This window comes from Aurantiacibacter arachoides, assembly GCF_009827335.1.
Classification (GTDB): Bacteria; Pseudomonadota; Alphaproteobacteria; order Sphingomonadales; family Sphingomonadaceae; genus Alteraurantiacibacter; species Alteraurantiacibacter arachoides.
Genome location: NZ_WTYH01000001.1, coordinates 314,055 through 337,963, shown reverse-complemented (window position 1 = coordinate 337,963; position 23,909 = coordinate 314,055). Strand labels below are relative to the sequence as shown.

Here is a 23,909-nt window from a genome sequence, read left to right as displayed (position 1 = left end):
ACGCCGCGCCAAGATAGGGCATTAACTAACCGGCGAAACCTCGCTTCGCCGGGTAATCCCCGCCTATTGCGCGTCAGGCTCGGGGCCAGTCGCGGCAGGCGCTGGCGAAGCTGCGGGCGCGGGAGAGCCGTCGGCCGCCGCGCCGCCGAAGCCGCGCGTCGTGCGGGTAGGCTGGCGCGCCAGCAGCGCGGCCGCGCTGACCGGCACGTCGCTCACGGTTTCCTGCTCGTAGCTGAGCTTGGCCACCGGCTGTCCGCCAACGGTAATCGCCAGCATCTGCGGGCGCCCGGTGACGACCATCGGATTGTCGGCATCGGCGGGCACCTGGTAGCTTTCGCCTTCGTTCAGCACGGTCTCGTTCAACACCCGGCCCTGCGCGTCGTAGAACCGCACCCAGGCCTCGGCCTCTGCCGTGAAGACGACCGGGCCACCGGGCGCTGCCGCCGCCCCGCCCTGCCCCTGCTGCGGCTGCCGGGCGGATCGTTGCTGCGCGGCGAGCGCGGCTTCGCGTTGTTCCTGCGCCTCCTGCTCGGTCAGCGAGGGAAGCTCGGCGGCGGGGGAGAACAGCACGCGGGCAGCGAAGAAGATGCCGATCAGCAGCAAGACCACCGCGAACAGCGAAAACCACACCAGCTTGCCGCCCGGCGTGCGCGCGGGATCGCCCGGTTCGAACGAGCCCTGCTGGGTCTTGAGCCGTTGACTGTCATAGGCGCGGTCCGTGCCCAGCTCGGCGCGCACCATCGCTGCCACGTCGCCTTCGTGCAGGCCCACCGTCTTGGCGTAGGTCTTGGCAAAGCCGATGGCGTAGGTCTTGCCAGCCAGTTCTTCGAACTCGCCGGCCTCCAGGTGCTGGAGATAGCGCCGCGAAATGCGCGTGTCGGCAGCGACCTGATCGAGCGTAAGCCCGCGCGCCTCACGCGCGGCGCGCAGCTGCGCACCCACGCCGGGGGGCGCGGCAGGCGCTGCGTCTTGCACTGGCGGTACGGTAGTGTCGGACATCATGGCTCCAGCGGTGGGGGCTGCTGGGATCGGTTGCGAACCCTCTTGTCGCTTAATGAAAAGCAGGCTGGTGACAAGTCAAGCGTGGTGAGCCGCAAAAGCGGCTATTCCACCTCGATTTCGCGTTCCCGGCACCAGGTGAGCATCTCGGTGCGCAGGTTTTCGGGCGGACTGGCGAGCCAGCCGCGCATGGCCTCGGCGATCTCGGTGGTGTCGATCCGGCGCACCAGTTCCTTGATCTGGCCCACGGCGGCGGGCGTAATCGACAGCCGCCGGAAGCCGAGCCCGATCAACGCCAGCGCCTCCAGCCGCCGCCCGCCCATCTCGCCGCAGACGCCCAGTTGCACCGGCTGTCCGACGCAACCCTGCACCACGCGGGCGAGGAAGCGCAGGATCGACGGGCTGAGCCAGTCGTAGCGTTCGGCCAGCGCCGGATTGCCGCGGTCGGCGGCGAACAGGAACTGCGTGAGATCGTTGGTGCCGATCGAGATGAACTTCACGTGCGGCAGCAGCAGGTCGAGCGTCTCGGCAAGCGAGGGCACTTCCAGCATCACGCCGAAGTTGATGGCGGTCGGGATCTGGTGCTTCTGCCGCTTCAGCCAGGCAAGCTGCTGGTCGAACACTTCCTTGGCAGCGTGAAATTCCCATGGCTCGGACACCATCGGGAACATCACGTTGAGCTCGCGCCCGGCCGCGCCTTCCAGCAGGGCGCGGGCCTGGACCTTCATCAGCCCTTCGCGTTCCAGCGCCAGGCGCAGCGCGCGCCAGCCCATGGCCGGGTTCTCGTCCTCGCGCCCGGTTGCGTTGACCAAGTAGGGCAAGGACTTGTCGCCGCCGATATCGACGGTGCGGAAGATGACCTTGCGGCCCTTCGCCGCCTCCAGCACGTCGCGATAGAGCCGCGTCTGGCGTTCGCGCTGGGGCAGCGCGGGGGAAACGAGGAACTGGAATTCGGTGCGGTAGAGGCCGATGCCGTCCGCCCCGGTCATCGATAGCATGGCGACGTCGTCGCGCAGGCCGGCGTTCATCATCACCTCGATCCGCTCGCCATCGCGGGTGAAGGGTTCGACATCGCGCAGCTTGGCGTAGGCGGCCTGTTGCTCGCGTTTCTGGGCAAAGCGCGTGCCGAAGGCGTCGAGCACGCCCTGCCCCGGTCGCAGCGTCACCTTGCCGGCATCGCCGTCGATCAGCACCTGGTCCCCCTCGCGCACCAGGCCGCGCAGGTTGCGCACCCGGCCCACCACCGGCACGCCCATCGCGCGCGCCACGATCACCACATGCGCGGTGAGCGCGCCTTCCTCCAGCACCACGCCCTTCAGGCGGCGCCGGTCGTATTCGAGTAGTTCGGCCGGCCCCAGGTTCTTGGCGACCAGGATCGTGTCCTTGGTCAGCCCCTTCTGCGCTGCCGTGCCAAGCTGGCCGGATACGATGCGCAGCAGTCGGTTGGCGAGATCTTCCAGATCGTGCATCCGGTCCGCCAGCAGCGGGTCGGAAATCTGCCGCATCCGCATCCGCGTGCGCTGCTGCACCCGCTCGATCGCCGCTTCGGCGGTAAGGCCGGAATCGATCGCCTCGTTGATGCGCCGGCTCCAGCCCTCGTCGTAGGCGAACATCTTGTAGGTTTCGAGCACCTCGTCGTGCTCCCCGCCCACGCCGAACTCGGCCTGGTTGGTCATCGCGTCGATCTGTTCGCGCATCTTGTCGAAGGCGAGGTAGACGCGCTGGCGTTCCGCCTCGGTATCCTCGGCCACGGTCTGCTCGATCTGGACCCGCGGCTGGTGGAACACCGCCTCGCCGATGGCGAGCCCCTTCACCAGCTTGAGCCCTTCGAGCACGTCCTGCTCTGTCCGCGCCGCGGCAATGCCGGCGCTTTCCTCGTCCACCAGTCCGGCGTGGTTGATGAGTTCGGCGAGCACCATCGCCACCGTCTGCAGCGCCTCGATCTCCACGTCCTCGTAACGGCGCGGTTCGATATGCTGGACGTTGAGCACGCCGATCGCCCGCTCGCGCCGGACGATGGGCACCCCGGCAAAGGAGTGGAATCGTTCCTCGCCCGTTTCGGGCCGATACTGGAATTCGGGATGGGTCGCCGCCTCGTCGAGGTTCAGCGTCTCGATGTTCTGGGCGATGGTGCCTGTCAGCCCCTCGCCCACGCCCAGCCGGGTAACGTGGACCGCTTCCTGGTTGAGTCCGCGCGTGGCGAACAGTTCGAGCATCCCGTCGCGCAGCAGGTAGATTGAGCAAACCTCGCTATCGAGCGATTCGCCGATCGTTTCCACCACCTGGTTGAGCTTGCCCTGCGCGTGCATGCGCGAAGCCATGATCTCGTGCAGGCCGGTCAGGATGGTGCGGGCGGAGGTGGCGGCGGTCATCGACCACCGCCTACAGCATGTCGCCGCGTTTGCGAAATGCCCACCGCATGACGGGCGGTGCTCGCGTCAGGTCCGCCGCTCAGATATGGGCGATCTGTTCCTTGATGCGGAGTTTTTGCTTCTTGAGCAGCTGGATAGTCGCACTGTCGGGGGAAGGCCGGTTCATCTCGGTTCTGAGCCTGCGGTCGAGCCCCTCGTGCTTGTCGTGAAGGGCGTTGACGTGCGAAGATTCCATAACGTTCGTCTCCTTGTCCGTTGACCGGTGCATCCGGCCTGTCGTGGCGACCCGGCGGCGACTCGCGTTATCGGCGAGTGGCCGCGCGATTGTCATCAAACCATACATGCCTTAATTGTCCAAACACGCTTGCGACGAACCGCCCCCTGCGGTCCGATATGCCGTTGCGCAGGCACTGGAACGGGGCAGGACCGAGCGACGTGAACGAAGAGGAAATGGCCAAGCGCCTCGCCGGCCTGCGCAACGAGCATCGCGACCTCGACGCCGCGATCGCCGCCCTGCTGGACAGCGGCGGCCCCGACCAGTTGCAGGTCGCCCGCCTCAAGAAACGCAAGCTGATGCTGAAAGACCAGATCGCCTTTTTCGAAGACTACCTGACACCCGACATCATCGCCTGAACCGCCGCCGGTGCACCGCCATGGCCGGGTGGCAGGTCAGCGGCGATTGCGTTCGGGAGTGGGACAATCGCAATTCGCCACGCATATTAACCATCATGCCGCTGGCGCACGGCGGCGCTTGCGATTAGCCGGGTCACCGATATGTCCAAGGCCGCAACCATCAGTCCGGCGATCGTCGAAGCCCTATACGAGGATGCCCTGCTCCTCGCCGACGAGGCGCGCACCGTGTTTGACGAAAGCTATGGCCCCCAGGCCGGTATGCGGGCCGTCACGTGGGGCGGCACGCGTTCCGTCACCGCGGCCCAGCACGAGGCGCAGGTGGTGCTGAGCTGCGAGGCGCTGCGTACCACCACGCGCATGATGCACGCGCTTGCCTGGCTGCTGAACCACCGGGCCTACTTTGCCGGCGAGATGAGCGAGTTCCAGCTGCGCCGCCACGGCCGTCTGCCGCCGCCGCAACCCGAAAGCGATCCGGCGCAACTGGCGGTGCTGGATCCGCACACGCGCATGATCATCGAACGGACACGGCGGTTCTATGCCCGCGTGGCCCGCCTCGACCGCGCATGGCGCGCGCACTTCGCGATGCAGCCCACCGCCGTGCACCGCCTGCGCGAAAGGCTCGGCGCGGCTTTCGGCTAGGAAGATTTCGGCTAAGGCGCGGTCCGGCTAGACCGTCGCCAGCGCCGCCTGCCAGCGCGCCAGCCGCTCGGTCCGCACCGGCTCGTCCATCGCCGGCGTGAAGCAGGTGGTCGCGCCGATCATCGCCGTCGCTGCCTCTGCCAAGGTCGCGTGGATGCCCGCGCCCACCGCGGCCAGCATCGCTGCCCCCAGCGCCGTCGTCTCCACGAGCACCGGGCGCACGACCGCGATGCCCAGGATGTCGGCCACGTCCTGCGCCATCCAGTCGTTCGCCGCCATGCCGCCATCGATCCTGAGCGAGGCCCAGCCCGCGTCGTCGGCGGCAAAGGCAAGGGCGAGATCGTGGGTCTGGTGGGCCATCGCCTCCAGCGCGGCGCGGGCGATGTGGGCACGCGTGCTGTCAAAGCCCAGGCCGGCGATCATCCCGCGCGCCTGGGGCCGCCAGTGCGGTGCGCCCAGCCCCGCAAGCGCGGGTACGATCACCACGCCGCCACTGTCCGCCACGCTGCGCGCCAGCGCCTCCGATTGCGCGGCATCGTCCAGCAGGCCCAGCGTATCGCGCAGGTACTTGATGAGACTGCCCGCCACGAAGACCGAGCCTTCCAGCGCATAGGTCCGCTCGCCCGCGATCTGCCACAATACCGTGCCGAGCAGCCGGTGGTCCGAGCGCGGCGGCTTCGTGCCGGTATTGGCGAGGACGAAGGCCCCCGTGCCGTAGGTCGCCTTGGTTTCCCCGGGCGCGAGGCAGCCCTGCCCGATGGTCGCCGCCTGCTGGTCTCCGGCCATGCCGCAGATCGGAATGCTCGCGCCCAGCAGCGTGGTCGTGCCAAGGTCGCCGGCGCAATCCACGATGGCCGGCAGAGCCGCGCGCGGCACACCGAACAGCGCCAGCAGGTCCGCGTCCCAGTCCTTGCCCTCCAGCGCCAGCAGCAGCGTGCGGCTGGCGTTGCTGGCATCGGTGACGTGGCGCGCGCCGCCGGTCAGCTTCCACACCAGCCAGCTTTCGACGGTACCGAAGGCCAGCGTCCCCGCCGTGGCCGCCGCGCGCACGGCATCGCTGTTATCGAGCAGCCAGCGCATCTTGGTAGCGGAGAAGTAGGGATCGAGCACCAGCCCGGTCTTCGCCCGGACCGCTTCCTCGTGCCCCGCGGCCTTCAGTTCGGCACAGAAATTCGCCGTGCGCCGATCCTGCCAGACGATCGCCCGGTGCAGCGGCTCCCCGCTCGCCGTGTCCCAGGCCACCACCGTCTCGCGCTGGTTGGTGATGCCGATGGCGGCGATCCGGTCCGCCCCGCCGGCTGCCGTGACCATCGCGCGGGCGCAGGCGAGGGTCTGCTGCCATATCTCGCCCGCATCGTGTTCGACCCGGCCGCTTTGCGGATAATGCTGCGCCAGTTCCTCCTGCGCGATGCCGTGCAAAGCGCCCGCCGCATCAAACAGCATCGCGCGGGTGGAGGTGGTCCCCTCGTCGAGCACGAGTATCAGCGGTTGCGACATTGGCATTCCTCTCTGGCACCGCCATATGCGCGAACATGGCGATCCCACCAAGACCCTGGCCGACCGGCGTGACCGAGCAGCTCGAGCCGCTGGTCGCCCGCGTGCTGGCGCCCAATGCCTCGCCCTTTACCTATACCGGCACGCAGAGCTACCTCGTCGGCACCACGGACCTGGCGGTGATCGACCCCGGCCCGGACGACCCTGCGCATATCGCAGCGCTGATGGGGGCCATCGCCGGGCGGCCCGTGGCGGCGATCATGTGCACCCATACCCACCGCGACCACTCGCCCGCCGCCGCTCCGCTGGCGAGCGCAACAGGCGCGCCGGTGGTCGGCTGCGCGCCGTTGCGGTTCACCGGCGGGGCCACCGGCATTGAGGCCCCCTTCGACCAGGACTACGCGCCCGATCGCGTGCTGGCGGACGGCGAGGCGATGACCGGCACCGGCTGGACGCTGCGCGCGCTCGCGACGCCGGGCCATATCTCCAACCACCTCTGCTTCGCATTGGAGGAAACGGGTGCCGTGTTCACCGGCGATCATGTGATGGGTTGGTCGACCAGCGTGATCGCGCCGCCCGATGGCGACATGGGAGATTACATCGCCAGCCTGCAAAAGCTCTACGCGCGCGCGCAGGACCGCATCTATTACCCCGCCCACGGCCCAGCGGTGCAAAACCCGCACCAGCTGGTGCGCGGCACCATCGGCCATCGCCGCGCGCGCGAGGCGCAGGTGCGGCGCCTGCTGGGCGAGGAACCGCGCCCGCTCGAGGCGCTGATCCCGGTCATGTATGCGGGCGTCGACCAGCGGCTGTGGCCGGCCGCGCAGATGAGCGTGCTGGCCCACCTCATCGACATGGAACGCCGCGGCCTCGTCGCTCGTTCGGGGGACACATGGTGCCCTGCTTGAGCATCACCCTTCCAATGCCCGATCAAGCCGCGCTCATGGCGCGCGCGTATTTCACCGACGAACGAACAGGATCAAGCCGATGACCGACCAGCCGATGAGCCTTGCAGGACTGGACCTGCGCGAAGAAATCGACCGGCTGCGAAAGGAACGCAACGCGGTGATTCTCGCGCACTATTACCAGCGGCCCGAATTGCAGGACCTTGCCGACTTCGTGGGCGATTCGCTGGAGCTGTCGAAGAAGGCGGCCCAGACCGATGCCGATGTCATCGCCTTTTGCGGGGTCAAGTTCATGGCCGATACCGCCAAGATCCTGTCGCCGGAAAAGATCGTGGTCCTGCCCGATATGGAAGCCGGTTGCAGCCTTGAGGATTCCTGCCCGCCGGAAAAGTTCGCCGCATTCCGCGAACGGCACCCCGATCACATCGCCCTGACATACATCAACTGCTCGACCGAGGTGAAGGCCCTGAGCGACGTGATCGTCACCAGTTCCAGCGCCGAGACCATCCTGTCGCAGATCCCCAGGGACCAGAAGATCATCTTCGGGCCGGACCGGCACCTGGGCGGCTATCTCAACCGCAAGTTCGACCGCGAGATGCTGCTGTGGCCCGGCGTGTGCATCGTGCACGAGGCGTTCAGCGAACGTGAACTGCTGAAACTCAAGGCCCAGCACCCCGAAGCGCCCATCGCCGCACACCCGGAATGCCCGCCGCACATCATCGACCATGCGGATTATGTCGGTTCGACCAGTGGCATCCTGAATTTCGCCAAGACCTTTCCCGGCGACACCCTGATCGTGGCGACGGAACCGCACATCATCCACCAGATGGAAAAGGCGCTGCCGGAAAAGACCTTCCTCGGCGCGCCGGGCGCGGACGGCAACTGCAACTGCAACATCTGCCCTTACATGGCGCTCAACACCATGGAAAAGCTGTACCTGTGCCTGCGCAACCTGGAACCCCGCATCGAGATCGAGGAAGGCCTGCGCCTGAAGGCCCGCGCCAGCCTCGACCGGATGCTGGAGATGGCGGCGGGCACGATCGGCAAAGGCGACCTGGGGCGGGTTTGACCTCTAACGCTCCAGCCGCTCGCTGAGCATATGCGGCGCCGCCATGCCGAAGGCGAGCGCGGCGGCGAGCGGCAGGGCGAGGTTTCCGGTCAGTACCAGTGCGGCGATGGCAGCAGCGCCCAGAACTGCAAGAGCTGTCGTCGGGCCTTGTGCTGCCAGCACCTGCCGCCAGCCATGGCGGCGAAACTGCCCCTCCTGCAACGGCAAGGCGTGGCCGGCGAGAAAGGCATAGCCGACAGCGAGGACGGGATGCAACAAGGCCGTCGCGGCGAGCACCGACCACAGCAGCGGGTCGCGCCAGCGTTTGCTGAGCGCCAGTGCGGCGAGCAACAGGCCTGCGCCTCCCAGCATGGCCAGGCCGGTCATCCAGATCGCCGGGATGTGCGTGCCGACCACGGCGGCGAAGATCGCGCCAGTGCCCTCGACCTGCCACAGCGCCGAACCGCCCACCGCAGTGAGCGCAAAGGCCAGTTGCCGCGCGCGCGTGCCGCCGGTCGAGCGGGCAAAGTGCCAGGCGGAGAGCAGCAGGAACAGGCTCAGCCCCGCTAGCGGCGCGGCGACGAACAGCGCCGCCACCGCCAGCCCGGCGACGACGTAGCCGGCCGCGCCAACTGCGCTCCACGGCCGGATCGCCCCGCCCTGCTCGTCCCCCGCGCCGTGCGCCGTGCCGGCAAGGAAGAACGCGAGGCCGAGCACGATTGCCGCACCCTCCCCCGCGATTTGCGCAGCCAGGGCGCACACGAAGATGAACGGCAGGACGGCCCGCCCCCAGGGGACGGACCGTCTTTTGACAGCTGCGGTTGCAGCCGTCATGGCGTCTAGTCGCCGCGGGCCGAAGCCACCTTGGCGCCGAGCGGCGAGGTCTCCAACGCCTCGGCGGCGGGGACGTAGCCTTCCAGCGCGCTGCGGCGCAGGACGTAGCGGCTGAGCATGATGCCGTAGACCAGCTTGGTCGAGATGTCGGCAATGCTGAAGAGCAGCTGGCGCACCACCACGATGTCGCCCGTCTGGCCCAACTGCGGCAGGGCGTAGGCAATCGGGTAGATGCCCCAGGTGGCGAGGAAGTACCACCAGATGTTCTTCGGCCAGGCGACCAGCTGCGGGGGCGAATTCTTCACCGCCTGCGAGATCACGCCGCGCACCTCGATCAGCATCCATACGAAGAACACGGTGGAGATCACGCCCCACAGGTTCAGCCGCGCGAAGTCGCCGGTTTCGCCGAACTGGCCGTAAAGCCCGGTCCAGATCATCAACACGGCGGGGATCGCCATGCGGAAGGCGCGCTTGTGCAGATCGGGACGCGACAGCGCAAAGGCGATCGGCAGCTGGGTCAGCAGGATCGGCACCGTGATGGTCCAGTTGCCATAGCGGAAGGCATTGGTGAACACGTTGCCTTCGGACAGCGGCTGGTAAAGCGCGCCGTCGAAATTGAAGCTCGCCTCCCACAGGCTGAATTCGCGCATCAGGCTGAGCCCGGCGCTCGCCATCACGATGGCCGACATGATCGGCACGATGCGATAGCGCGGCGCAACCTGCAGGCTGGCCATGATGAAATAAAGGATGAACGCGAAGTGCGCCCCGTAGCTGACCATCAGGATCAGCGATCCCATGGTGTATTGCCCCGAGGTCAGCGGTACGAGATTTTCGATGTTGCCGACGACTGTCGCCGCAACGTCCGTAATGGTGGGAGCCATGCCCTGTTTCCTTTCATGACTGCATCTCCACCGGGGGTCGTTGCCGCAAGAGAAGAGCGAATCGGGAAAGCATCGCCCCCGCCCTTGCGTTCCCGCTATTCCCCCGCCCCGGACCAAAGACCGTAGGCGGAACCGGGCAGGCAAATCAGCGGTTTGTCAGCGCATAACGGCGCTTGCAGGGAAGCGATGATGGCGAACACGAAGACGATCACCGCTCCCCGGCTCGGGCGCCTCGACTGGTGGTGGCACCGGGTGGTGGCGAGCTACTGGTCGCTCCCGCTGCTGGGCGTGCTGGCCGCGGCGCCGGCGCTCATCGCGCTGCTGGCAGTCGATCGCGCGGGTCTGTCGGAATGGATGCTGGACGAAGGGTTCGATCCCGTCGCCACGGCCGATACCGCAAAGGATCTCGTCGCGGTGGCCGTGGGCGTGAACGCTGCCTTCATCACGCTCTATTTTTCGCTCACCCTGCTGGTGTTGACGGTGGCCAGCAGCAATCTGGGCGTGCGCCTGGTCGACCGCTGGCTGGACAAGCGGCTGGTGCGCGTCTCGCTTTCGGGCTTGAGTTTCACGCTGATCTTCTCGCTGTGCGCGCTGGCGGCCATCGACGCAGAGGCTGACAAGGACGACCTGCCCGTGGCCGTGGTGGCCGCGGTGCTGTTCCTGCAGGCGGTCAACGTCACCATGCTGACGGTGGCGCTGCACGACCTTGGGCGCACCATCTTCGTCGACCGGTCGATCCACGCGCTGGGCAGGGACGCCTCTGCCGGTCCCGTCTCAGTCGTTCCGGGCGCGTGCGAAACCCGCGACTGGGCGATGCGCGTCAGCGCGCCCAAGGAAGGGTATGTCGAGGGCAACGACCTCACGTTGTTGCGCAAGTGGCTGGGCGATGGGGCGGGCCGGGTGCGGATATGCGCGCCGCCTGGGCAGCACGTCCTGGCGGGCGAGACGCTGATGCAGATCGAGAACGATGTCTCTGCCCGGATTGCCGAGGCGAAGCTGTGCCACGCGATGCCCGTGGGCGACTTTCGCAGCGATGGGCAAGGCGCGGTCTTTCGCATCCGCCTGCTGGTGGAAATCGCCGCGCGCGCGCTGTCGCCTGCGATCAACGATTTCTACACGGCGCTGACCTGCGCCGATCGATTGGGTGCAGCCATTCTGGCCCACCGCGACAACTGGGTCGACGATGATTGCATGCCGCTGTTCGTCGACGACCGGGACTTCGAATTGCCGGGGCAGGATTTTCGCGGCCTGTTCGAAGACCCGCTGAATGCCTTTCGCCAGGCCGCCTGCCAGTATCCCTCCGTCAGCATCCGCATGATCGACAATTACGCGCGCATCAGCACGATCGTCTGCGCCAAGGGCCAGTCGGGTCAGTTCGCGGATTTCCTGCGCGATCTGGCCCGCCAGCTGAGCGACCACGCCGCCGCCACGGCTACCTACGATGGCGACCGGCACGACATCCGCGAGGCGTTCGCCAGGGGGTTTGCCCACCGCGAAGGCTAGGGCCGCAGGAACGCGCCGGGCCCGCGGCACGTTGTGGCGCCGAAGGGCGGGGCACATATGTTTATCGAGTTAAAATACTTCTGGGGGCGGCTGAACGCGAACTACTGGTTCTGGCCGGCCCTGTTCTCGATCACGGGCGCAATCCTGGCCTTGGCGATGATCTGGCTCGACCGGAACGGCTTTGCCGAGTGGCTGAACGACGTGCGCTGGATCGTGCCCGCCCGGCCGAGCGGTGCCGCGAACATGCTGGGCGTCATGGCGTCCAGCATGATCGGCGTCGCCTCCACGGTGTTCTCCATCACCATCGCCGCGGTCGCCTATGCCAGCGGCAACTATGGCCCCCGCCTGCTGACCAATTTCATGGAGGACCGGGGCAACCAGTTGAGCCTCGCCACCTTCATCGGCAGTTTCGTCTATGCCCTGGTGGTGCTGCGCAGCGTGCGCACCGAGGAGGAGACCGCCTCCAGCCTGGCCGACGCCGCCACCACTGCAATGCCCGGCTTCACCCCGCAGTTGTCGCTGCTGGTCGCCTACCTGTTGATGGCGCTCTGCGTGGGTGTCCTCGTCTTCTTCCTCAACCACATCCCCTCCTCGATCCGCATCAACAAGGTGCTCGAAGGTATCGGCGTGAGGCTGCTCGAAGCCATCCGGGAAACCTATCCGGTCGAAGACACGCTGCGCGATGCAGTTCGCCCGAAGGACGGGCGGGACCTGGTGAGCCAGCACACGGGATACATCCAGCTCATCGACTTTGCGGAACTGCAGGATCTCGCCCAGGAGCACGAAGCGATGTTCTCGCTCACTGCACGCACCGGCGACTTCGTCCACCGTGACCTGCCGTTGATGAAAGTGTCCGGCGTCGATCCGGACGCGATCGCGGACGCGGTGCGGCGCTGCTACACGCTCGGCCCCACGCGCACGCCCGAACAGGACCCGCAGTTCCTGATGGACGAGCTGGTGGAAATCGGCCTGCGCGCGCTGTCGCCTGGGATCAACGACCCCTTTACCGCCATCACCGCGCTGCACTGGCTGGGCGCAGCCACGGCGGAAATCGGGCGACGCGACCTGCGCAAGGACCTGTCCGGCGACGAGGCGGAGGATAGCCGCGTCACCCCCTGCCCCGACGATTTCGCGCACTTCGCGCAGCGCGGCTTCGGCTCCATCCGCAGCGCGGCGGCGACCAGTCCCAATGCCGCGGTAGTGATGCTGGAATCGATCGAAAACGCCGCCCGGCCGATCCAGCACCCCCGGCGTATCCAGGTCCTGCGCGAGGAAGCGGAAAAGCTGGTGGTGCAGGCTCGTCTGGCCCTGTCGGGTCCGGATCTCGAGACACTGGAAGGCCGCTTTACCGAATTTACCGGGGCGATGCTCTCTATGGACGTACGCGCGGGGTCACCGGCGGCGTGACGATGCGGGCCAGCACCAGCGCGCTGCCCACCATCGCAACGCCGACGTAGTCGAGCGGCACCAATACCTCCCCGAACACCCACCAGCCGACCACCGCCGCAACCGCCGGCTGGGTCAGCAGCGCGATACCGATCACGAGCGGGGGGAAGTGGCGCAGGGCATAGACCAGCAATCCCTGCCCGACGATCTGGCTGAGGAAGGCGAGCGTGATCAACGGGGTCCAGTCGGTCGGCATAATACGTTCGCCCAGCGCGAGCGACGTGCCGAGCAGCACTGCGGCGCTGGTCAGGCCCGACAGCGTCAGCAGGCTCCAGCTGCCGAGCCGCTGGCGGGCGTCCTGCAGGATCAGCAGGTAGCCCGCATACAACACGCCCGCCAGCAGGCAGAACAGGTCGCCCACGAAGTTAGCATGGTCGATCTCAAGCGAGCGCCCCAGCAGGATCGCGCTTCCCGCAACCGCGGCGATGATCGCGGGCCATTCGCGCCCGGTCGGCAAGGCCCGCAGGGCGACAAAGCCCCAGACCATCAGGATCAGGCTGCCCGAATTGCCGAACAGCACGGAATTGGCGAGCCGCGTCTGACCGATGCCGATGTGCCAGCTGGCAATATCGAAGCCGAACAGGGCGCCGCCCAGCAACACCGCCAGCAAGGTGCGCCGGCCCACGCCGGTCAGCCGCTGGCCGTTCGCGAGGGCGAGTAGCGCCAGGAAGGGCAGCGCCAGCGCCACGCGCCAGAACCCCGCCGCCACCGGACCGGTATCCGACAGACGCACCATCCACGGACCCAGCGCCAGCGCGACGTTGCCGCCGACCAAAGCGGCCATGGGCAACGCGCGATCGCGAATCCGGGAAGGTGTCATGTCCACGCGGCTTGCCTCTAGCCAGATCGCGGGCGAAGGCTATAGCCGCGCACGGGAAATCGCCGCTGGTGGAGAATTGGCTTGCCGATCAGGTCGTGGATGTTCGTGCCCGGAGACAGCGAGAAGAAGCTCGGCAAGGCGCCCGGGCTCGGTGCCGATGTCATCATCATCGACCTGGAGGATGCCGTCGCGCCAGAGGCGAAGGCCGCCGCGCGGGACATGACGCGCCATTGGCTGGAACAGGTCCGCGCCGCCGATCCGGCGGAGGGCGCACCGCAATACTGGGTGCGCATCAATCCGCTCGACACGTCGCTGTGGCACCGGGACGTGGAAGCGGTGATGCCGGGCAAGCCTGCCGGGCTGATGGTGCCCAAGGCCACCGGACCGGACCAGATGCGGCGGCTGGTGGAGATGCTCTACGAACTCGAACCGCGAAACGGCGTGGCACCCGGCACCACGCAGTTGCTCCCGCTGGTGAGCGAAACGCCGCGCGCCGCCATCACCATCCCCGCCTACGGCACCGGCGATGTCGAGATGCCGCGCCTCGCGGGGCTGACCTGGGGGGCGGAGGATCTTTCCGCCGCCATCGGTGCCACCCGCAAGCGCGATGCCGACGGCCGGTGGACCGACGCCTTCCGGATGGTGCGCGCGCAGGTACTGCTCACCGCCCACGCCGCAGGCGTTGCCGCGATCGACACCCTGCACGCCGACTTTCGCGACATGACCGGGCTGCAGCGCGTGGCCCGCGATGCCTATCAGGATGGATTTGCCGGGATGCTGGCCATCCACCCATCGCAGGTCGCGCCCATCAACGCGGCATTTACGCCGGGGGCGGAGGAACTGGCGGAGGCCCGCGCCATCGTCGACCTGTTCGCCCAGAACCCCGGTGCGGGCGCCCTGCAGCTCGACGGGCGGATGATCGACCAGCCGCATCTGGTGCAGGCGCAGAAACTGCTTGCCCGCGCGGGCTGACCCCTAGTCCTCGGCGGCAGGCTCTGCCGGCGCTTCGGCTGGCTCTTCGGCGGGCGTTTCCGCGGGTTCCTGGACGGGCTCCTGCGCAGATGATCGGGAACTGGCGCTGGCAGCCGATGCCGGCGCGTCAGCGTCGCTATCAGTCTCGCCGTCTCCGTCCTCTGAACCCCCGGCCAGCGGCGGCTGCGAGCGAACATCCTCGATCGGCAGCATGGCGTCGCTGATCGACCCTTCCAGCACCTCGCCGCTCGCCTCGCGCCCGCCCTCATCCGTGGCTGGCGCATCGTCCCCGCAGGCGGCGAGCAGCAACAGTGCGGTCAGGACAAGCGGGCGGGACATCATGCAGCGGGCCTTTCGGGATCGTCGAGCGCGGCGAGAAAGTCGGCCGCGCGGGCGAGCAATGCCCTATCCCAATCGCCGGGCGCAACCTCCAATCCCAGCGCGGCCAGGCTGGTCACGCCATAATCGGCAATGCCGCAGGGCACGATGCCTCCGAAATGCGCGAGATCGGGTGCCAGGTTTACGGAAAATCCGTGCATGGTGACCCAGCGGCGCACGCGCACGCCGATGGCCCCTATCTTGGCTTCCGCACCGCTTGTGTCGCGGGTCCAGATGCCGATCCGGTCGGGAACCGCAAAGGCCGCGATCCCGAAGTCGGCCAGGGTGGCGATGACCCAGGCTTCCATCGCATGGACGAAGCGGCGCACGTCGCGGTTGCGGCGTGCCAGGTCGAGCAGGACATAGGTCACCCGTTGGCCCGGTCCGTGGTAGGTGTAGCGCCCGCCCCGCCCGCTCTCCACCACGTCGAACCGCGGGTCGACCAGTTCGGCGGGATCGGCGCTGGTCCCGGCGGTATAGACCGGTGGATGCTCCAGCAGCCAGACCAGTTCGTCCGCCTCGCCCGCCGCGATGGCGCGGTTGCGCTGCTCCTGCTCGGCCAGCGCGCCACGGTAATCGACCAGCCCCGAGGAGCGGCGCCATTCGATGCCCAGGGGCAACTGCGCGGGGGTTTCGGAAAGATTGCTGTCGGTCATGGTGTCTCGCGGGGTTGCGTGGCGAGCCTTGCGCCGGTTATCAAGAGGCCAGACGAATTCTAGGGGCGGGAACAGCATGGCGAACGAGCGAACAGCGGCACTGGACATGGGGCTGGCATGGAACGATGCGGTTGCCCTGCTGCGGGCGAACCTTCGCGTCGTGCTGATCGTGGCGGGGGTGTTCTTCTTCCTGCCCAACGCCATTGCCGCGGTCGCGATGCCGCAACCCGCCGAACTCGACGCGATGGCTTCCTCCCCCGACCTTGCCGAGAACATGGACGCCTTCATGGCGGCGCTGAGCGGATACTATGCCAGCATCTGGTGGGTATTCGCCCTTATCGCACTGTTGCAGGCCATGGGCATGATCGGGCTGCTGGCCCTGCTGACCGACGCCGCGCGGCCCACCGTGGGCCAGGCGCTGGGCTTCGGGGCAAGGGCGCTGGTGCCCTACATCGCGGCGCAGGTGCTGGTGACCGTGATCATCGTGCTGGTGGGCGGGCTGCTGGTCGGCATCGGAGCGGCGATCAACCCCGCGCTGGCCGTGCTGCTGGGGCTGGTCGCGCTGGTCATGGCGCTCTATCTCTACGTCAAGTTCTCGCTCGTCTCGCCGGTGATCGCCATCGAAAAGGTGATGAACCCGCTGCGCGCCATCATTCGCAGCTGGCAGCTTACCAAGGGCAATTCGCTGCGGTTGTTCTTCTTCTATTTCCTGCTGGTGCTCGTGGCGCTCGTGATCTTCGCGGTGGCGAGCATGGTGCTGTCGATCTTCTCGCTGGCTGGTGACGAGGCGGGGCTTTTCGCTTCTGCCATCGGCGGATCGCTGATCCAGATGGCGCTGATCGTGGTGATGCTGGGCGTGCTGGCCGCCGTGCATCGCCAGCTTTCGGGCGGCTCTGCCCCGGCGGTGCGCGAAACGTTCGACTAGGTTGTCAGGCGACCGCGACCGCTAGACTGCTGGGACAGCCGCCGGCGTGGTCGCGGTCGTTTCGTCCTGCCAACCCCAAGCCAGGACGCACGGCGGAATGTTGCGCCAGACGAAGCCCGTGGTCACGCGCGGGAAGAACCGCGCCGTCAGTTCGCGCGCCTCGGCCTTGAACTGGTAGGTCATGAAAGCACCGCCTGCACGGATGATGCGCGACGTGGCCTCCACGATGCGCGGGCCCACGCCTTCGGGCAGGGTCGAGAACGGCAGGCCCGACAACACGTAGTCCGCCTTGTCGTGGCCGATCATCCGGACGATCTCCTCCACGTTTTCCGCGCTGCCGAGCACGGCGTGGAAGCGGCTGTCCGATATGGTACGCTTGAGATAGTCGATAAACAGCGGGTTGGTGTCGATCACCAGCATCTCGCCCCCGCGTTCCTCGCCCCTGGCGCGCGGCAGGCGGTCGAGCACGGGCTGGCAGAACGTGCCCACGCCCGGGCCGTATTCCACGAACAGCTTGCAGCGCTGCCAGTCGACAGGTTCGAGCATGGCATCGATGGTGAAACGGCTTGACGGGATCACCGAGCCGACCATGCGCGGCTCTTCCACGAAGCCCTTGAAGAAAACGCCCGCCGGGCCAAGCGCGCGCATCATGCGGCTGCGCAACCCCTCGCGGCGCTGTTGCGCGACCTCGTGACCGTTCATTACGTGTAATACCTCTTAATCGGACTGCCCGGCCTTGCATCCCTCGTGCGCCATTGCAAGCACGACGCGACGGATGGCAGACCAAGGGACAGGGGGGATCGTGGGCGGGGACGGGCGGGCCTAGAGGATTTCCTCGACCCGCTCCTGTGGCCGGCACAGGCGCACGCCCCGATCGGTTTCGACCAGCGGCCGTTCGATCAGGACAGGATCGGCGACCATCGCCGCCAGCACGGTTTCGGCATCGGCATCGGCAAGGCCGCGCGCGATGGCATCGGTGCCGCGGGTGCGCAGACCTTCGGCAGGCGTCATCCCCGCATCGGCATAAAGCTGGGCGAGCTTTTGCGCTGAAGGAGGCTGCTTGAGGTATTCGATCACCTCGACCTCCACGCCATCCCGCGCCTGCAGGATCGCCAGGGTCTTGCGTGACGTGCCGCAAGCGGGGTTGTGCCAGATGGTCGCCTTCATCGCCGTGATCCTCGGTTGCAGGGCGCTTTCCTAGCCCACCCGAAATTCCGCGCCAAGCGCACATTTTTCGTATTGCCAATGAAAATCATTCGCAATAGAGGCGTTGTTGCAAATCAATCGCAATAAGAATCATGAGGGAATTTCGTTTGTCGGCTGCCACCTTCCGTTTCGCCCTGCTCGCCGGCTTTGCCGCGCTGCCCGTCGCCGCGCTGCCCGTGACCGCTCATGCCGGCGATGACCCCGGCCCCCAGCGCGACTATCTCGGCGCGGACATCGTCGTTACCGGAGAGCGGGAAAGTTATATCGCAAGCGATGGCAGCACGGCCATGCGCACGCCCACCCCGCTGATCGACGTGCCCCAGGCCGTTACCGTCATCACCGCCGATCAGCTGGAGGACCAGTCAGTCACCCAGCTGGGCGACGCGCTGCGCTTCGTGCCGGGCATCAGCATGGAAACGGGCGAAGGCCAGCGTGACGAGGTGTTCATTCGCGGACAGGAGACCACCGCCGACTTCTACCTCGATGGCCTGCGCGACGATGCGCAGTATTTCCGCCCGCTCTACAACATCGAACGGGTGGAGGTGCTGAAAGGCGCCAACGCGCTGATCTTCGGGCGCGGTGCCGGCGGCGGGGCGATCAACCGGGTGGGCAAGGTCGCGATCTTCGCCATGCCGCTGATCGGCGCCTCCGCCCAGGTCGACACCTTCGGCGCCCTGGCATTTACCGGCGACGTCAACCTGCCCGCTGGCGAGAGCCTCGCCCTGCGCCTCAACGGCACGTACGAGACGTTCGACAACCATCGCGATTTCTACGACGGTCGCTTTTTCGGCCTGACCCCCACGCTGACCGCCCAGCTCGGCCCGGACACCCGGCTTTACGCCACCTACACCTACGACGACGACCGGCGCGTTACCGATCGCGGACTGCCTTCGCTGAACGGCCGGCCGCTGACGGGCTATGACGAGACGTTCTTCGGCGACGCGGACTTCAACGATGCGACCGTGCAGGCGCACATCGCCCGCACCCGGATCGAGCATCGCCTTTCCGAAGGGTGGAGCGCAAACGCCAGTTTCCAGTTCGCCGACTACGACAAGTATTACGGCAACGTGGTGCCCGGCAGCACCAACGGCACCACCGTGACACTGTCCGGCTACGACAGCACGACCGACCGTCAGAACCTGATCGGCCAGGCCAACCTGGTGGGCGAGTTCGAGACCGGCGGGATCGGGCACACGCTGCTTGTGGGCGTGGAGTTCACCTCTGCCGATACCGATGCCACGCGCAACCAAGCGCGCTTCAACAACGGGGCGAGCACCAGCTTCACCGTGCCGCTGGCCGATACCATTGCCGTGCCCGCCTTTACCCTCGTACCGCAGCGCGCCAGCACGTCGGACCTGACGACGTTCTCGGCCTACGTGCAGGAACAGGTGGACCTCGGCATCGTGCAACTGGTGGCGGGCCTGCGGTTCGACCGGTTCGATCTCGAAAGCACCGATCTCGTCACCGGTTTCGACGGGGCGCGGGTGGACGAGGAGATCAGCCCGCGGTTCGGCGTTATCCTGAAGCCGCAGGACAATCTCTCGCTCTACGCCAGCTATTCGGAAAGTTTCCTGCCGCAGTCGGGTGACCAGTTCACCACGCTGGACGCGCTCGGCCAGTCGCTCGATCCCGAGCAGTTCGAGAACCTCGAGGCAGGCATCAAGTGGGCGCCGCATCCGCAGCTGCTGGTAACCGGCGCGGCGTTCCGCCTCACCCGTTCCAACACCACCTCGATCGACGCTGCCACCGGCCTGACCCTGCTTGATGGCGAGAGCCGGGTGGAGGGGTTCGAACTCGGCCTCGCCGGAGAGCCGGTGGACGGCCTTTCGCTGAACCTGGGCTACACCTACCTCGATGGCGAAATCACCGAGGACAGCACCGCCGGGCCCGCCGGCCGCACATTGCAGCAGGTGCCCGAACACAGCGTGGCGGCCTGGGCGCGGTATGACCTGACCGATCGCATCGGCCTGGGCGGCGGGGTGATCCACCAGTCGCGCCAGTTCGCCAGCAATTCCAACGCCGTGGTCCTGCCCGCCTATACCCGCGTCGATGCGGCGGTCTATTTCGAGGCGACCGAGACCCTGTCCTTGCAGGTCAACGTGGAGAACCTGTTCGACGAGATTTATTACGCCAGCGCCCACGGCGACAACAACATCCAGCCGGGCACGCCGCTGAATGCCAGCGTGGGAGCGCGGCTAAGGTTCTAAGCCTTCTTCGCTTCCGCCGGCCATCGCAGGGACGGCGCGTGCCGCGTCCGCCGGGTCGATCCCCGGCGGGGGCGCGGCGCTGATCGTCTCGCTGCGGCGGGTGACACGGCCCGCGCGCTGGATCGCCTCGACCAAGCGAGGGTAGACGCCGCAGCGGCACAGGTTCGGCACACTGGCGCGAATGTCCTCCGCGCTGGGATCGGGATTGCGGCGCACGAGGGCGGCGGCGGCGATGGCGATGCCCGGCGTGCAGAAGCCGCACTGGATCGCCTGTTCGGCCACCAGCGCCTGCTGCACCGGGTGGCTGCGGTCGCGGCTGAGCCCTTCGATCGTGGTGATGGAGCGTCCCTCCGCCTCGGCCAGGGTGATGAGGCACGATCGCAGCGCCTCGCCATCCACCAGCACCATGCATGCGCCGCAATCGCCCACGCCGCAACCGTACTTGGTGCCGGTGAGGTTGGCCGCATCGCGCAGGGCCCACAGCAGGGGGGTGGCGGGATCCATGGCAAAATCCACCGGCCGTTCGTTCACGGTGAGTGCAGTCATGAAAGGCGCATCCGCTGCAAACTCCCGAGATTGACTTTGTCTCAATTCCGCCCGAAGCTTGTCCGGACACGGGTCGACAGTATCCGGGAGAGGACCAGACATGGCGACGCAGGACGCTCATTCGCTAGGCCACGACACCGCGCAAGGCAACTGGCTGACGAATTCGACGGGCTACCAGACGCTGCTGGTGTTCCTGCTCGCGCTGAATTTCGGCATCGTCTTCTTCGATCGGCAGGCGCTCAACGCGCTGATGCCCTTCGTCCAACCCGATCTCGCGCTGTCGCAGACGCAGATCGGCCTGCTGGCCAGCGGGCTTTCGTTCAGCTGGGCCATTGCCGCCTTCTTCGTGGGCAAGCTGTCGGACACGCTGGGCAAGCGCAAGCTGCTGCTGGTGATCGCCACCATCGCCTTTTCGCTGTGCTCTGTGCTGTCGGGGCTGGCCACCAGCTTCGTCTTCCTGTTCGCCGCGCGGCTGCTGATGGGCGCGGCGGAGGGCGGCGTCATGCCGATCAGCCACGCCATGGTGGCAAGCGAGGTCGATCCGGCGCGGCGCGGCCTTGCGCAAGGGGTGGCGCAGAACCTGGGGTCGAACCTGCTCGGCAGCTTCCTCGCGCCGGTGGTGCTGGTGGCCTTTGCCACGGCCTTCAGCTGGCGCGAGGCGTTCTACCTCGCCGCCGTGCCGGGGCTGCTGTCCGCCGCGCTGATCTGGTTCATGCTGCGCGAACCCGTGCCCGTCGCCCCGCCCGCAGCGACCGCCGCCACGCCAGCCGAAACGTTCGGCTTTCTCGACGCGCTGAAGGTGCGCAACATGTGGATCTGCGTGGTGGTGGGCGTGCTGATGGTGGCGCACTTCGTCATCACCTGGGCTTTCATGCCGCTCTATCTGACCGAGGTGAAGGGGTATGACCCGTCCACCATGAGCTGGATCATGGGCTCGCTCGGCATCGCCGCCGCGCTCTACAGCTTTCTGGTGGCCGGTCTGTCGGACGTTATCGGCCGCAAGCCGGTGATGGTGTGGCTGCCGTTCCTCGCGGTGCTGGGGCCGCTGGGCGCGCTGCTCTACGACGGCTCAGCCCTGGTGCTGGCGGCGATCTTCTTCGTCGGCTGGGCGGTCAACGGCGTGTTCCCGATCTTCATGGCGACGATCCCGTCCGAAACCTTCCCCCCGGTGCGCCACGCCACGGTGCTCGGCCTCGCCATGGGCAGTTGCGAGGTGCTGGGCGGCGTCTTCGGGCCGGTGATCGGCGGAATGCTCAACGACGCCTTCGGGCTCGACAGCTTCCTCTACCTGCTCATCGTGCTCTCGGTAATCAGCGGCTTCGTGGCGATGGGATTGCAGGAAACGGCGCCGGCCGTCCTGCGCAAGCGCGCAGCCCCTGGCCCAGGCCCACGCCCGGACGGATCGTAACGCGCATCGCACTATCAAGCGGCAAGGAGAGACAAGCATGGCCACCACTTTCGAAAATCTCGCCAAGGACCCACCCGGCGGCACGGCCCCCAAGTCGCGCGCCAGGATGACCGCGCCGCCCAGCGACAAGGCGGAGATCGTCGACATCGGCTACCCCTACGCCGACATCGTCGCCCGCACGTCCCCCGGCGGACGCTATATCGACGTGCCGGACGACGACGTTTCGCCGTGGATCCCCTTCGGTGACAATGCCGCCATCAAGCACATCGCCTTTGACGTGCGGCAGAACCTGTTCTCCAACATCCTGTGGGTGAAAAGTCCGGGCGTCATCGGCACGCATTTCCATCGCGGCACGATCATGATGGTCTGCCTGGAGGGCAGCGTCCGCTATCTCGAATACGACTGGGTCGCCCGCCCCTTCGGCGTGATCCTGGAAACACCCGGCGAAAGCCACACGCTGGTGACCGACCACCCGGACGGCGTGAAGCTGTTCGGCTGGATGCAGGGGCCGATCGATTTTTACGATGGTGACGCCAATCTTGTCGAAACGGCCGACGTGTTCTGGTTCATGAACCACTACGAGGAACATTGCCGCGCCAACGGGCTGGCCATCAACAAGGCTCTCTACCTCTGATGGGCCAGCTCGGTGCCAGGACGGCGGCGGAGGTCGGCGCGTTCAGGATCGTCAACGTGCCCGAGGCGCACAGCGCGATCATCGACAAGTACGTGCGCCCCGGCAGCTTCGTCTCGACCGACGAGGCGGAGAGCCCGTGGGTGCCGTTCGGCGACAATGCGGCGATCCGCCATCTCGCCTTTGACGTGCGCAATAACGTCTATGCCAACGTGCTGTGGATCAAGAGCGCGGGCGTGATCGGCACGCACAAGCACCGCGGCATGGTCTGGGCGATCGGGCTGGAAGGCAGCTTCCGCTATCTCGAATACGACTGGGTCTGCCGCCCCGGCGACTTCGTGACCGAGTTCCCCGGCCATGCCCACACGCTGGTCACCGACGAGCCCGATGGCATGAAGGCGTTCTTCTGGATGCAGGGCGCCAACGAGTTCTATGACGAGGAGGGCAATTTCCTCGAAACGCTCGATGTCTGGTGGTTCATCAAGCACTACGAAAGCTACTGCGAGGACCACGGCTTGCCGATCAATCGCCAGCTCTACCTGTGAACGAGGCGCCCCGCACCCTCGACCAGTTCGCCATCGCCGGACGCACCGCGATCGTCACCGGCGCGGCATCGGGCATCGGCCTCGCCTATGCCGAGTGCATGGCCGAGGCGGGCGCAAGGGTGACGCTGACCGACATCGATGCAGACGGCGCGGCGCGCGAGGCGCAGCGGCTGGTGGATGCCGGGTACACGGCGCGCTGGGCCGCCTGCGACGTGACCGACCTTCACGCCGTCGCCCGCGCCTTTGACGATCACGTGGCAGCCTACGGCGGCTGCGATATCGCCTTTGCCAATGCCGGGCTGGACGTGGGCGACGGGTTCTGGAGCCCCGACGGCACGCGCAACCCCTCAGGCCAGATCGACGTCTATCCCAAGGACAAATGGGACCGCTCCATCGCCATCAACCTCACCGGTATCTTTCATACCGTGCGCGAGGCCGCGCGGGTGATGAAGGCGAATACGCAAAGGCGAGGCGGCTGCATCGTCATCACCAGTTCCAATGCGGCAGAGATCAACGAGGCCATTGTCGGCGTGCCCTACATGGCGGCAAAGGCCGGGGTGAAGCACTTCATGCGCCACGCCGCCTACGAACTTGCCGCGCATGGCATCCGCGTGAACGCCATCGCGCCGGGCCCCTTCGTCACCAACATCGGCGATGGCTGGGTGAAGAAGGATCCGGCTGCCAAGGCCGCGTGGGACAGGCTGGTGCCCGTTGGCCGCATGGCGGAAACGTATCAGATCAAGCCGCTCGCCCTGCTCCTCGCCAGCGATGCGGGGAGCTATATGACGGGCAGCCACGTTATGATCGACGGGGGGATGCAACTGGGGCCGGTGAGGCCTTTGAACAACCAAGGAGATTGAT

Annotated in this window: 25 protein-coding genes; 13 read left to right on the top strand and 12 right to left on the bottom strand. The window is 67.0% G+C overall.

Translation table 11 applies throughout. The annotated features are described in order from the left end of the window. Positions 1-63: 63 nt before the first annotated feature. The 3 genes from GRI62_RS01725 to GRI62_RS01715 form a co-directional block, all read right to left on the bottom strand. On the bottom strand, positions 64-1,002 hold the full coding sequence (locus tag GRI62_RS01725; RefSeq protein ID WP_234027338.1) for a helix-turn-helix domain-containing protein: 939 nt from the start codon (positions 1,000-1,002) through the stop codon (positions 64-66). A 101-nt stretch (positions 1,003-1,103) separates the two neighbouring features. Further along, positions 1,104-3,371, bottom strand: coding sequence for a phosphoenolpyruvate--protein phosphotransferase (ptsP, locus tag GRI62_RS01720; RefSeq protein ID WP_131451715.1), 2,268 nt, complete (start codon positions 3,369-3,371; stop codon positions 1,104-1,106). 79 nt (positions 3,372-3,450) lie between these two features. Further along, a complete protein-coding gene (locus GRI62_RS01715; protein WP_131451714.1) occupies positions 3,451-3,606 on the bottom strand; it encodes a YdcH family protein in 156 nt (51 codons plus the stop codon). 200 nt (positions 3,607-3,806) lie between these two features. Here GRI62_RS01715 and GRI62_RS01710 point away from each other — a divergent pair, with 200 nt between their 5' ends. Both GRI62_RS01710 and GRI62_RS01705 read left to right on the top strand, forming a co-directional pair. Beyond that, a complete protein-coding gene (locus GRI62_RS01710) occupies positions 3,807-4,004 on the top strand; it encodes a YdcH family protein (protein ID WP_131451713.1) in 198 nt (65 codons plus the stop codon). A 141-nt stretch (positions 4,005-4,145) separates the two neighbouring features. Next, positions 4,146-4,643, top strand: a complete 498-nt coding sequence (locus GRI62_RS01705) for a DUF1465 family protein (protein ID WP_131451712.1) — start codon at positions 4,146-4,148, stop codon at positions 4,641-4,643. 27 nt (positions 4,644-4,670) lie between these two features. On the opposite strand, the gene glpK is transcribed toward GRI62_RS01705, so the two are convergent. Beyond that, on the bottom strand, positions 4,671-6,140 hold the full coding sequence (gene glpK / locus GRI62_RS01700; RefSeq protein WP_131451711.1) for a glycerol kinase GlpK: 1,470 nt from the start codon (positions 6,138-6,140) through the stop codon (positions 4,671-4,673). 35 nt (positions 6,141-6,175) lie between these two features. On the opposite strand from glpK, the gene GRI62_RS01695 reads away from it, so the two are divergent. After that, on the top strand, positions 6,176-7,045 hold the full coding sequence (locus tag GRI62_RS01695) for an MBL fold metallo-hydrolase (protein WP_131451710.1): 870 nt from the start codon (positions 6,176-6,178) through the stop codon (positions 7,043-7,045). Positions 7,046-7,124: 79 nt separating this feature from the next. Continuing rightward, positions 7,125-8,111 carry a quinolinate synthase NadA gene (gene nadA, locus GRI62_RS01690; protein WP_131451709.1) on the top strand — a complete coding sequence of 329 codons (987 nt, stop codon included), beginning with the start codon at positions 7,125-7,127 and terminating at the stop codon, positions 8,109-8,111. 3 nt (positions 8,112-8,114) lie between these two features. Here nadA and GRI62_RS01685 read toward each other — a convergent pair whose 3' ends face one another. After that, positions 8,115-8,924, bottom strand: a complete 810-nt coding sequence (locus GRI62_RS01685; RefSeq protein WP_131451708.1) for a Brp/Blh family beta-carotene 15,15'-dioxygenase — start codon at positions 8,922-8,924, stop codon at positions 8,115-8,117. 5 nt (positions 8,925-8,929) lie between these two features. Beyond that, positions 8,930-9,805, bottom strand: a complete 876-nt coding sequence (locus GRI62_RS01680) for a bacteriorhodopsin (protein ID WP_131451707.1) — start codon at positions 9,803-9,805, stop codon at positions 8,930-8,932. 189 nt (positions 9,806-9,994) lie between these two features. On the opposite strand from GRI62_RS01680, the gene GRI62_RS01675 reads away from it, so the two are divergent. Together GRI62_RS01675 and GRI62_RS01670 are read left to right on the top strand one after the other, a co-directional pair. Next, positions 9,995-11,308, top strand: a complete 1,314-nt coding sequence (locus GRI62_RS01675; RefSeq protein ID WP_160731785.1) for a DUF2254 family protein — start codon at positions 9,995-9,997, stop codon at positions 11,306-11,308. Positions 11,309-11,365: 57 nt separating this feature from the next. Next, positions 11,366-12,715: a DUF2254 domain-containing protein gene (locus GRI62_RS01670; RefSeq protein WP_131451705.1), complete on the top strand. Its 1,350-nt coding sequence runs from the start codon at positions 11,366-11,368 to the stop codon at positions 12,713-12,715. Here GRI62_RS01670 and GRI62_RS01665 read toward each other — a convergent pair. Next, positions 12,681-13,538 (bottom strand): DMT family transporter, encoded by an 858-nt coding sequence (locus GRI62_RS01665; RefSeq protein ID WP_308420810.1) that lies wholly within the window; start codon positions 13,536-13,538, stop codon positions 12,681-12,683. The two genes, GRI62_RS01670 and GRI62_RS01665, sit on opposite strands and share 35 nt — an antisense overlap. 117 nt (positions 13,539-13,655) lie before the next feature. Between GRI62_RS01665 and GRI62_RS01660 the strand changes: the two genes are divergently transcribed. Continuing rightward, on the top strand, positions 13,656-14,546 hold the full coding sequence (locus tag GRI62_RS01660) for an HpcH/HpaI aldolase/citrate lyase family protein (RefSeq protein WP_234027337.1): 891 nt from the start codon (positions 13,656-13,658) through the stop codon (positions 14,544-14,546). Between the two features lie 3 nt (positions 14,547-14,549). Here GRI62_RS01660 and GRI62_RS01655 read toward each other — a convergent pair whose 3' ends face one another. After that, positions 14,550-14,888 (bottom strand): hypothetical protein, encoded by a 339-nt coding sequence (locus GRI62_RS01655; protein ID WP_131451703.1) that lies wholly within the window; start codon positions 14,886-14,888, stop codon positions 14,550-14,552. After that, positions 14,885-15,580, bottom strand: coding sequence for a lipoyl(octanoyl) transferase LipB (gene lipB / locus GRI62_RS01650; protein ID WP_131451702.1), 696 nt, complete (start codon positions 15,578-15,580; stop codon positions 14,885-14,887). The genes GRI62_RS01655 and lipB overlap by 4 nt, the downstream gene beginning before the upstream one ends. Positions 15,581-15,656: 76 nt before the next feature. On the opposite strand from lipB, the gene GRI62_RS01645 reads away from it, so the two are divergent. Next, positions 15,657-16,505 (top strand): hypothetical protein, encoded by an 849-nt coding sequence (locus GRI62_RS01645; protein ID WP_131451701.1) that lies wholly within the window; start codon positions 15,657-15,659, stop codon positions 16,503-16,505. Positions 16,506-16,526: 21 nt separating this feature from the next. Here GRI62_RS01645 and GRI62_RS01640 read toward each other — a convergent pair whose 3' ends face one another. Together GRI62_RS01640 and GRI62_RS01635 are read right to left on the bottom strand one after the other, a co-directional pair. After that, positions 16,527-17,207 carry a class I SAM-dependent methyltransferase gene (locus tag GRI62_RS01640; RefSeq protein WP_131451700.1) on the bottom strand — a complete coding sequence of 227 codons (681 nt, stop codon included), beginning with the start codon at positions 17,205-17,207 and terminating at the stop codon, positions 16,527-16,529. Positions 17,208-17,327: 120 nt separating this feature from the next. Continuing rightward, positions 17,328-17,672, bottom strand: coding sequence for an arsenate reductase family protein (locus GRI62_RS01635; RefSeq protein ID WP_131451699.1), 345 nt, complete (start codon positions 17,670-17,672; stop codon positions 17,328-17,330). Positions 17,673-17,803: 131 nt separating this feature from the next. Here GRI62_RS01635 and GRI62_RS01630 point away from each other — a divergent pair, with 131 nt between their 5' ends. Then, positions 17,804-19,918, top strand: coding sequence for a TonB-dependent receptor (locus GRI62_RS01630; RefSeq protein WP_131451698.1), 2,115 nt, complete (start codon positions 17,804-17,806; stop codon positions 19,916-19,918). On the opposite strand, the gene GRI62_RS01625 is transcribed toward GRI62_RS01630, so the two are convergent. Beyond that, complete coding sequence (locus tag GRI62_RS01625) at positions 19,907-20,464, bottom strand: (2Fe-2S)-binding protein (RefSeq protein ID WP_131451697.1); 558 nt, start codon at positions 20,462-20,464, stop codon at positions 19,907-19,909. The two genes, GRI62_RS01630 and GRI62_RS01625, sit on opposite strands and share 12 nt — an antisense overlap. A gap of 100 nt (positions 20,465-20,564) precedes the next feature. Between GRI62_RS01625 and GRI62_RS01620 the strand changes: the two genes are divergently transcribed. From GRI62_RS01620 to GRI62_RS01605, 4 genes are read left to right on the top strand one after another with little or no spacing between them, the layout of a single operon-like run. Further along, entirely contained in the window at positions 20,565-21,872 is a 1,308-nt protein-coding gene (locus GRI62_RS01620; RefSeq protein WP_131451696.1) for an MFS transporter, read from the top strand. A gap of 37 nt (positions 21,873-21,909) precedes the next feature. After that, positions 21,910-22,506, top strand: a complete 597-nt coding sequence (locus GRI62_RS01615; protein ID WP_234027336.1) for a 2,4'-dihydroxyacetophenone dioxygenase family protein — start codon at positions 21,910-21,912, stop codon at positions 22,504-22,506. Next, positions 22,506-23,048, top strand: a complete 543-nt coding sequence (locus GRI62_RS01610) for a 2,4'-dihydroxyacetophenone dioxygenase family protein (protein WP_131451695.1) — start codon at positions 22,506-22,508, stop codon at positions 23,046-23,048. The genes GRI62_RS01615 and GRI62_RS01610 overlap by 1 nt, the downstream gene beginning before the upstream one ends. After that, positions 23,045-23,908 carry an SDR family NAD(P)-dependent oxidoreductase gene (locus GRI62_RS01605; RefSeq protein WP_131451694.1) on the top strand — a complete coding sequence of 288 codons (864 nt, stop codon included), beginning with the start codon at positions 23,045-23,047 and terminating at the stop codon, positions 23,906-23,908. The genes GRI62_RS01610 and GRI62_RS01605 overlap by 4 nt, the downstream gene beginning before the upstream one ends. Position 23,909: the final 1 nt, after the last annotated feature.

Coding starts and splice junctions, on each gene's coding strand:
- GRI62_RS01725 (WP_234027338.1), bottom strand. CDS start 1,002: ATGATGTCCGACACTACCGTACCGCCAGTGCAAGACGCAGCGCCTGCC.
- ptsP (WP_131451715.1), bottom strand. CDS start 3,371: ATGACCGCCGCCACCTCCGCCCGCACCATCCTGACCGGCCTGCACGAG.
- GRI62_RS01715 (WP_131451714.1), bottom strand. CDS start 3,606: ATGGAATCTTCGCACGTCAACGCCCTTCACGACAAGCACGAGGGGCTC.
- GRI62_RS01705 (WP_131451712.1), top strand. CDS start 4,146: ATGTCCAAGGCCGCAACCATCAGTCCGGCGATCGTCGAAGCCCTATAC.
- glpK (WP_131451711.1), bottom strand. CDS start 6,140: ATGTCGCAACCGCTGATACTCGTGCTCGACGAGGGGACCACCTCCACC.
- GRI62_RS01695 (WP_131451710.1), top strand. CDS start 6,176: ATGGCGATCCCACCAAGACCCTGGCCGACCGGCGTGACCGAGCAGCTC.
- nadA (WP_131451709.1), top strand. CDS start 7,125: ATGACCGACCAGCCGATGAGCCTTGCAGGACTGGACCTGCGCGAAGAA.
- GRI62_RS01685 (WP_131451708.1), bottom strand. CDS start 8,924: ATGACGGCTGCAACCGCAGCTGTCAAAAGACGGTCCGTCCCCTGGGGG.
- GRI62_RS01680 (WP_131451707.1), bottom strand. CDS start 9,805: ATGGCTCCCACCATTACGGACGTTGCGGCGACAGTCGTCGGCAACATC.
- GRI62_RS01675 (WP_160731785.1), top strand. CDS start 9,995: ATGGCGAACACGAAGACGATCACCGCTCCCCGGCTCGGGCGCCTCGAC.
- GRI62_RS01670 (WP_131451705.1), top strand. CDS start 11,366: ATGTTTATCGAGTTAAAATACTTCTGGGGGCGGCTGAACGCGAACTAC.
- GRI62_RS01665 (WP_308420810.1), bottom strand. CDS start 13,538: ATGGCCGCTTTGGTCGGCGGCAACGTCGCGCTGGCGCTGGGTCCGTGG.
- GRI62_RS01655 (WP_131451703.1), bottom strand. CDS start 14,888: ATGATGTCCCGCCCGCTTGTCCTGACCGCACTGTTGCTGCTCGCCGCC.
- lipB (WP_131451702.1), bottom strand. CDS start 15,580: ATGACCGACAGCAATCTTTCCGAAACCCCCGCGCAGTTGCCCCTGGGC.
- GRI62_RS01645 (WP_131451701.1), top strand. CDS start 15,657: ATGGCGAACGAGCGAACAGCGGCACTGGACATGGGGCTGGCATGGAAC.
- GRI62_RS01640 (WP_131451700.1), bottom strand. CDS start 17,207: ATGAACGGTCACGAGGTCGCGCAACAGCGCCGCGAGGGGTTGCGCAGC.
- GRI62_RS01635 (WP_131451699.1), bottom strand. CDS start 17,672: ATGAAGGCGACCATCTGGCACAACCCCGCTTGCGGCACGTCACGCAAG.
- GRI62_RS01630 (WP_131451698.1), top strand. CDS start 17,804: ATGAGGGAATTTCGTTTGTCGGCTGCCACCTTCCGTTTCGCCCTGCTC.
- GRI62_RS01625 (WP_131451697.1), bottom strand. CDS start 20,464: ATGACTGCACTCACCGTGAACGAACGGCCGGTGGATTTTGCCATGGAT.
- GRI62_RS01620 (WP_131451696.1), top strand. CDS start 20,565: ATGGCGACGCAGGACGCTCATTCGCTAGGCCACGACACCGCGCAAGGC.
- GRI62_RS01615 (WP_234027336.1), top strand. CDS start 21,910: ATGGCCACCACTTTCGAAAATCTCGCCAAGGACCCACCCGGCGGCACG.
- GRI62_RS01610 (WP_131451695.1), top strand. CDS start 22,506: ATGGGCCAGCTCGGTGCCAGGACGGCGGCGGAGGTCGGCGCGTTCAGG.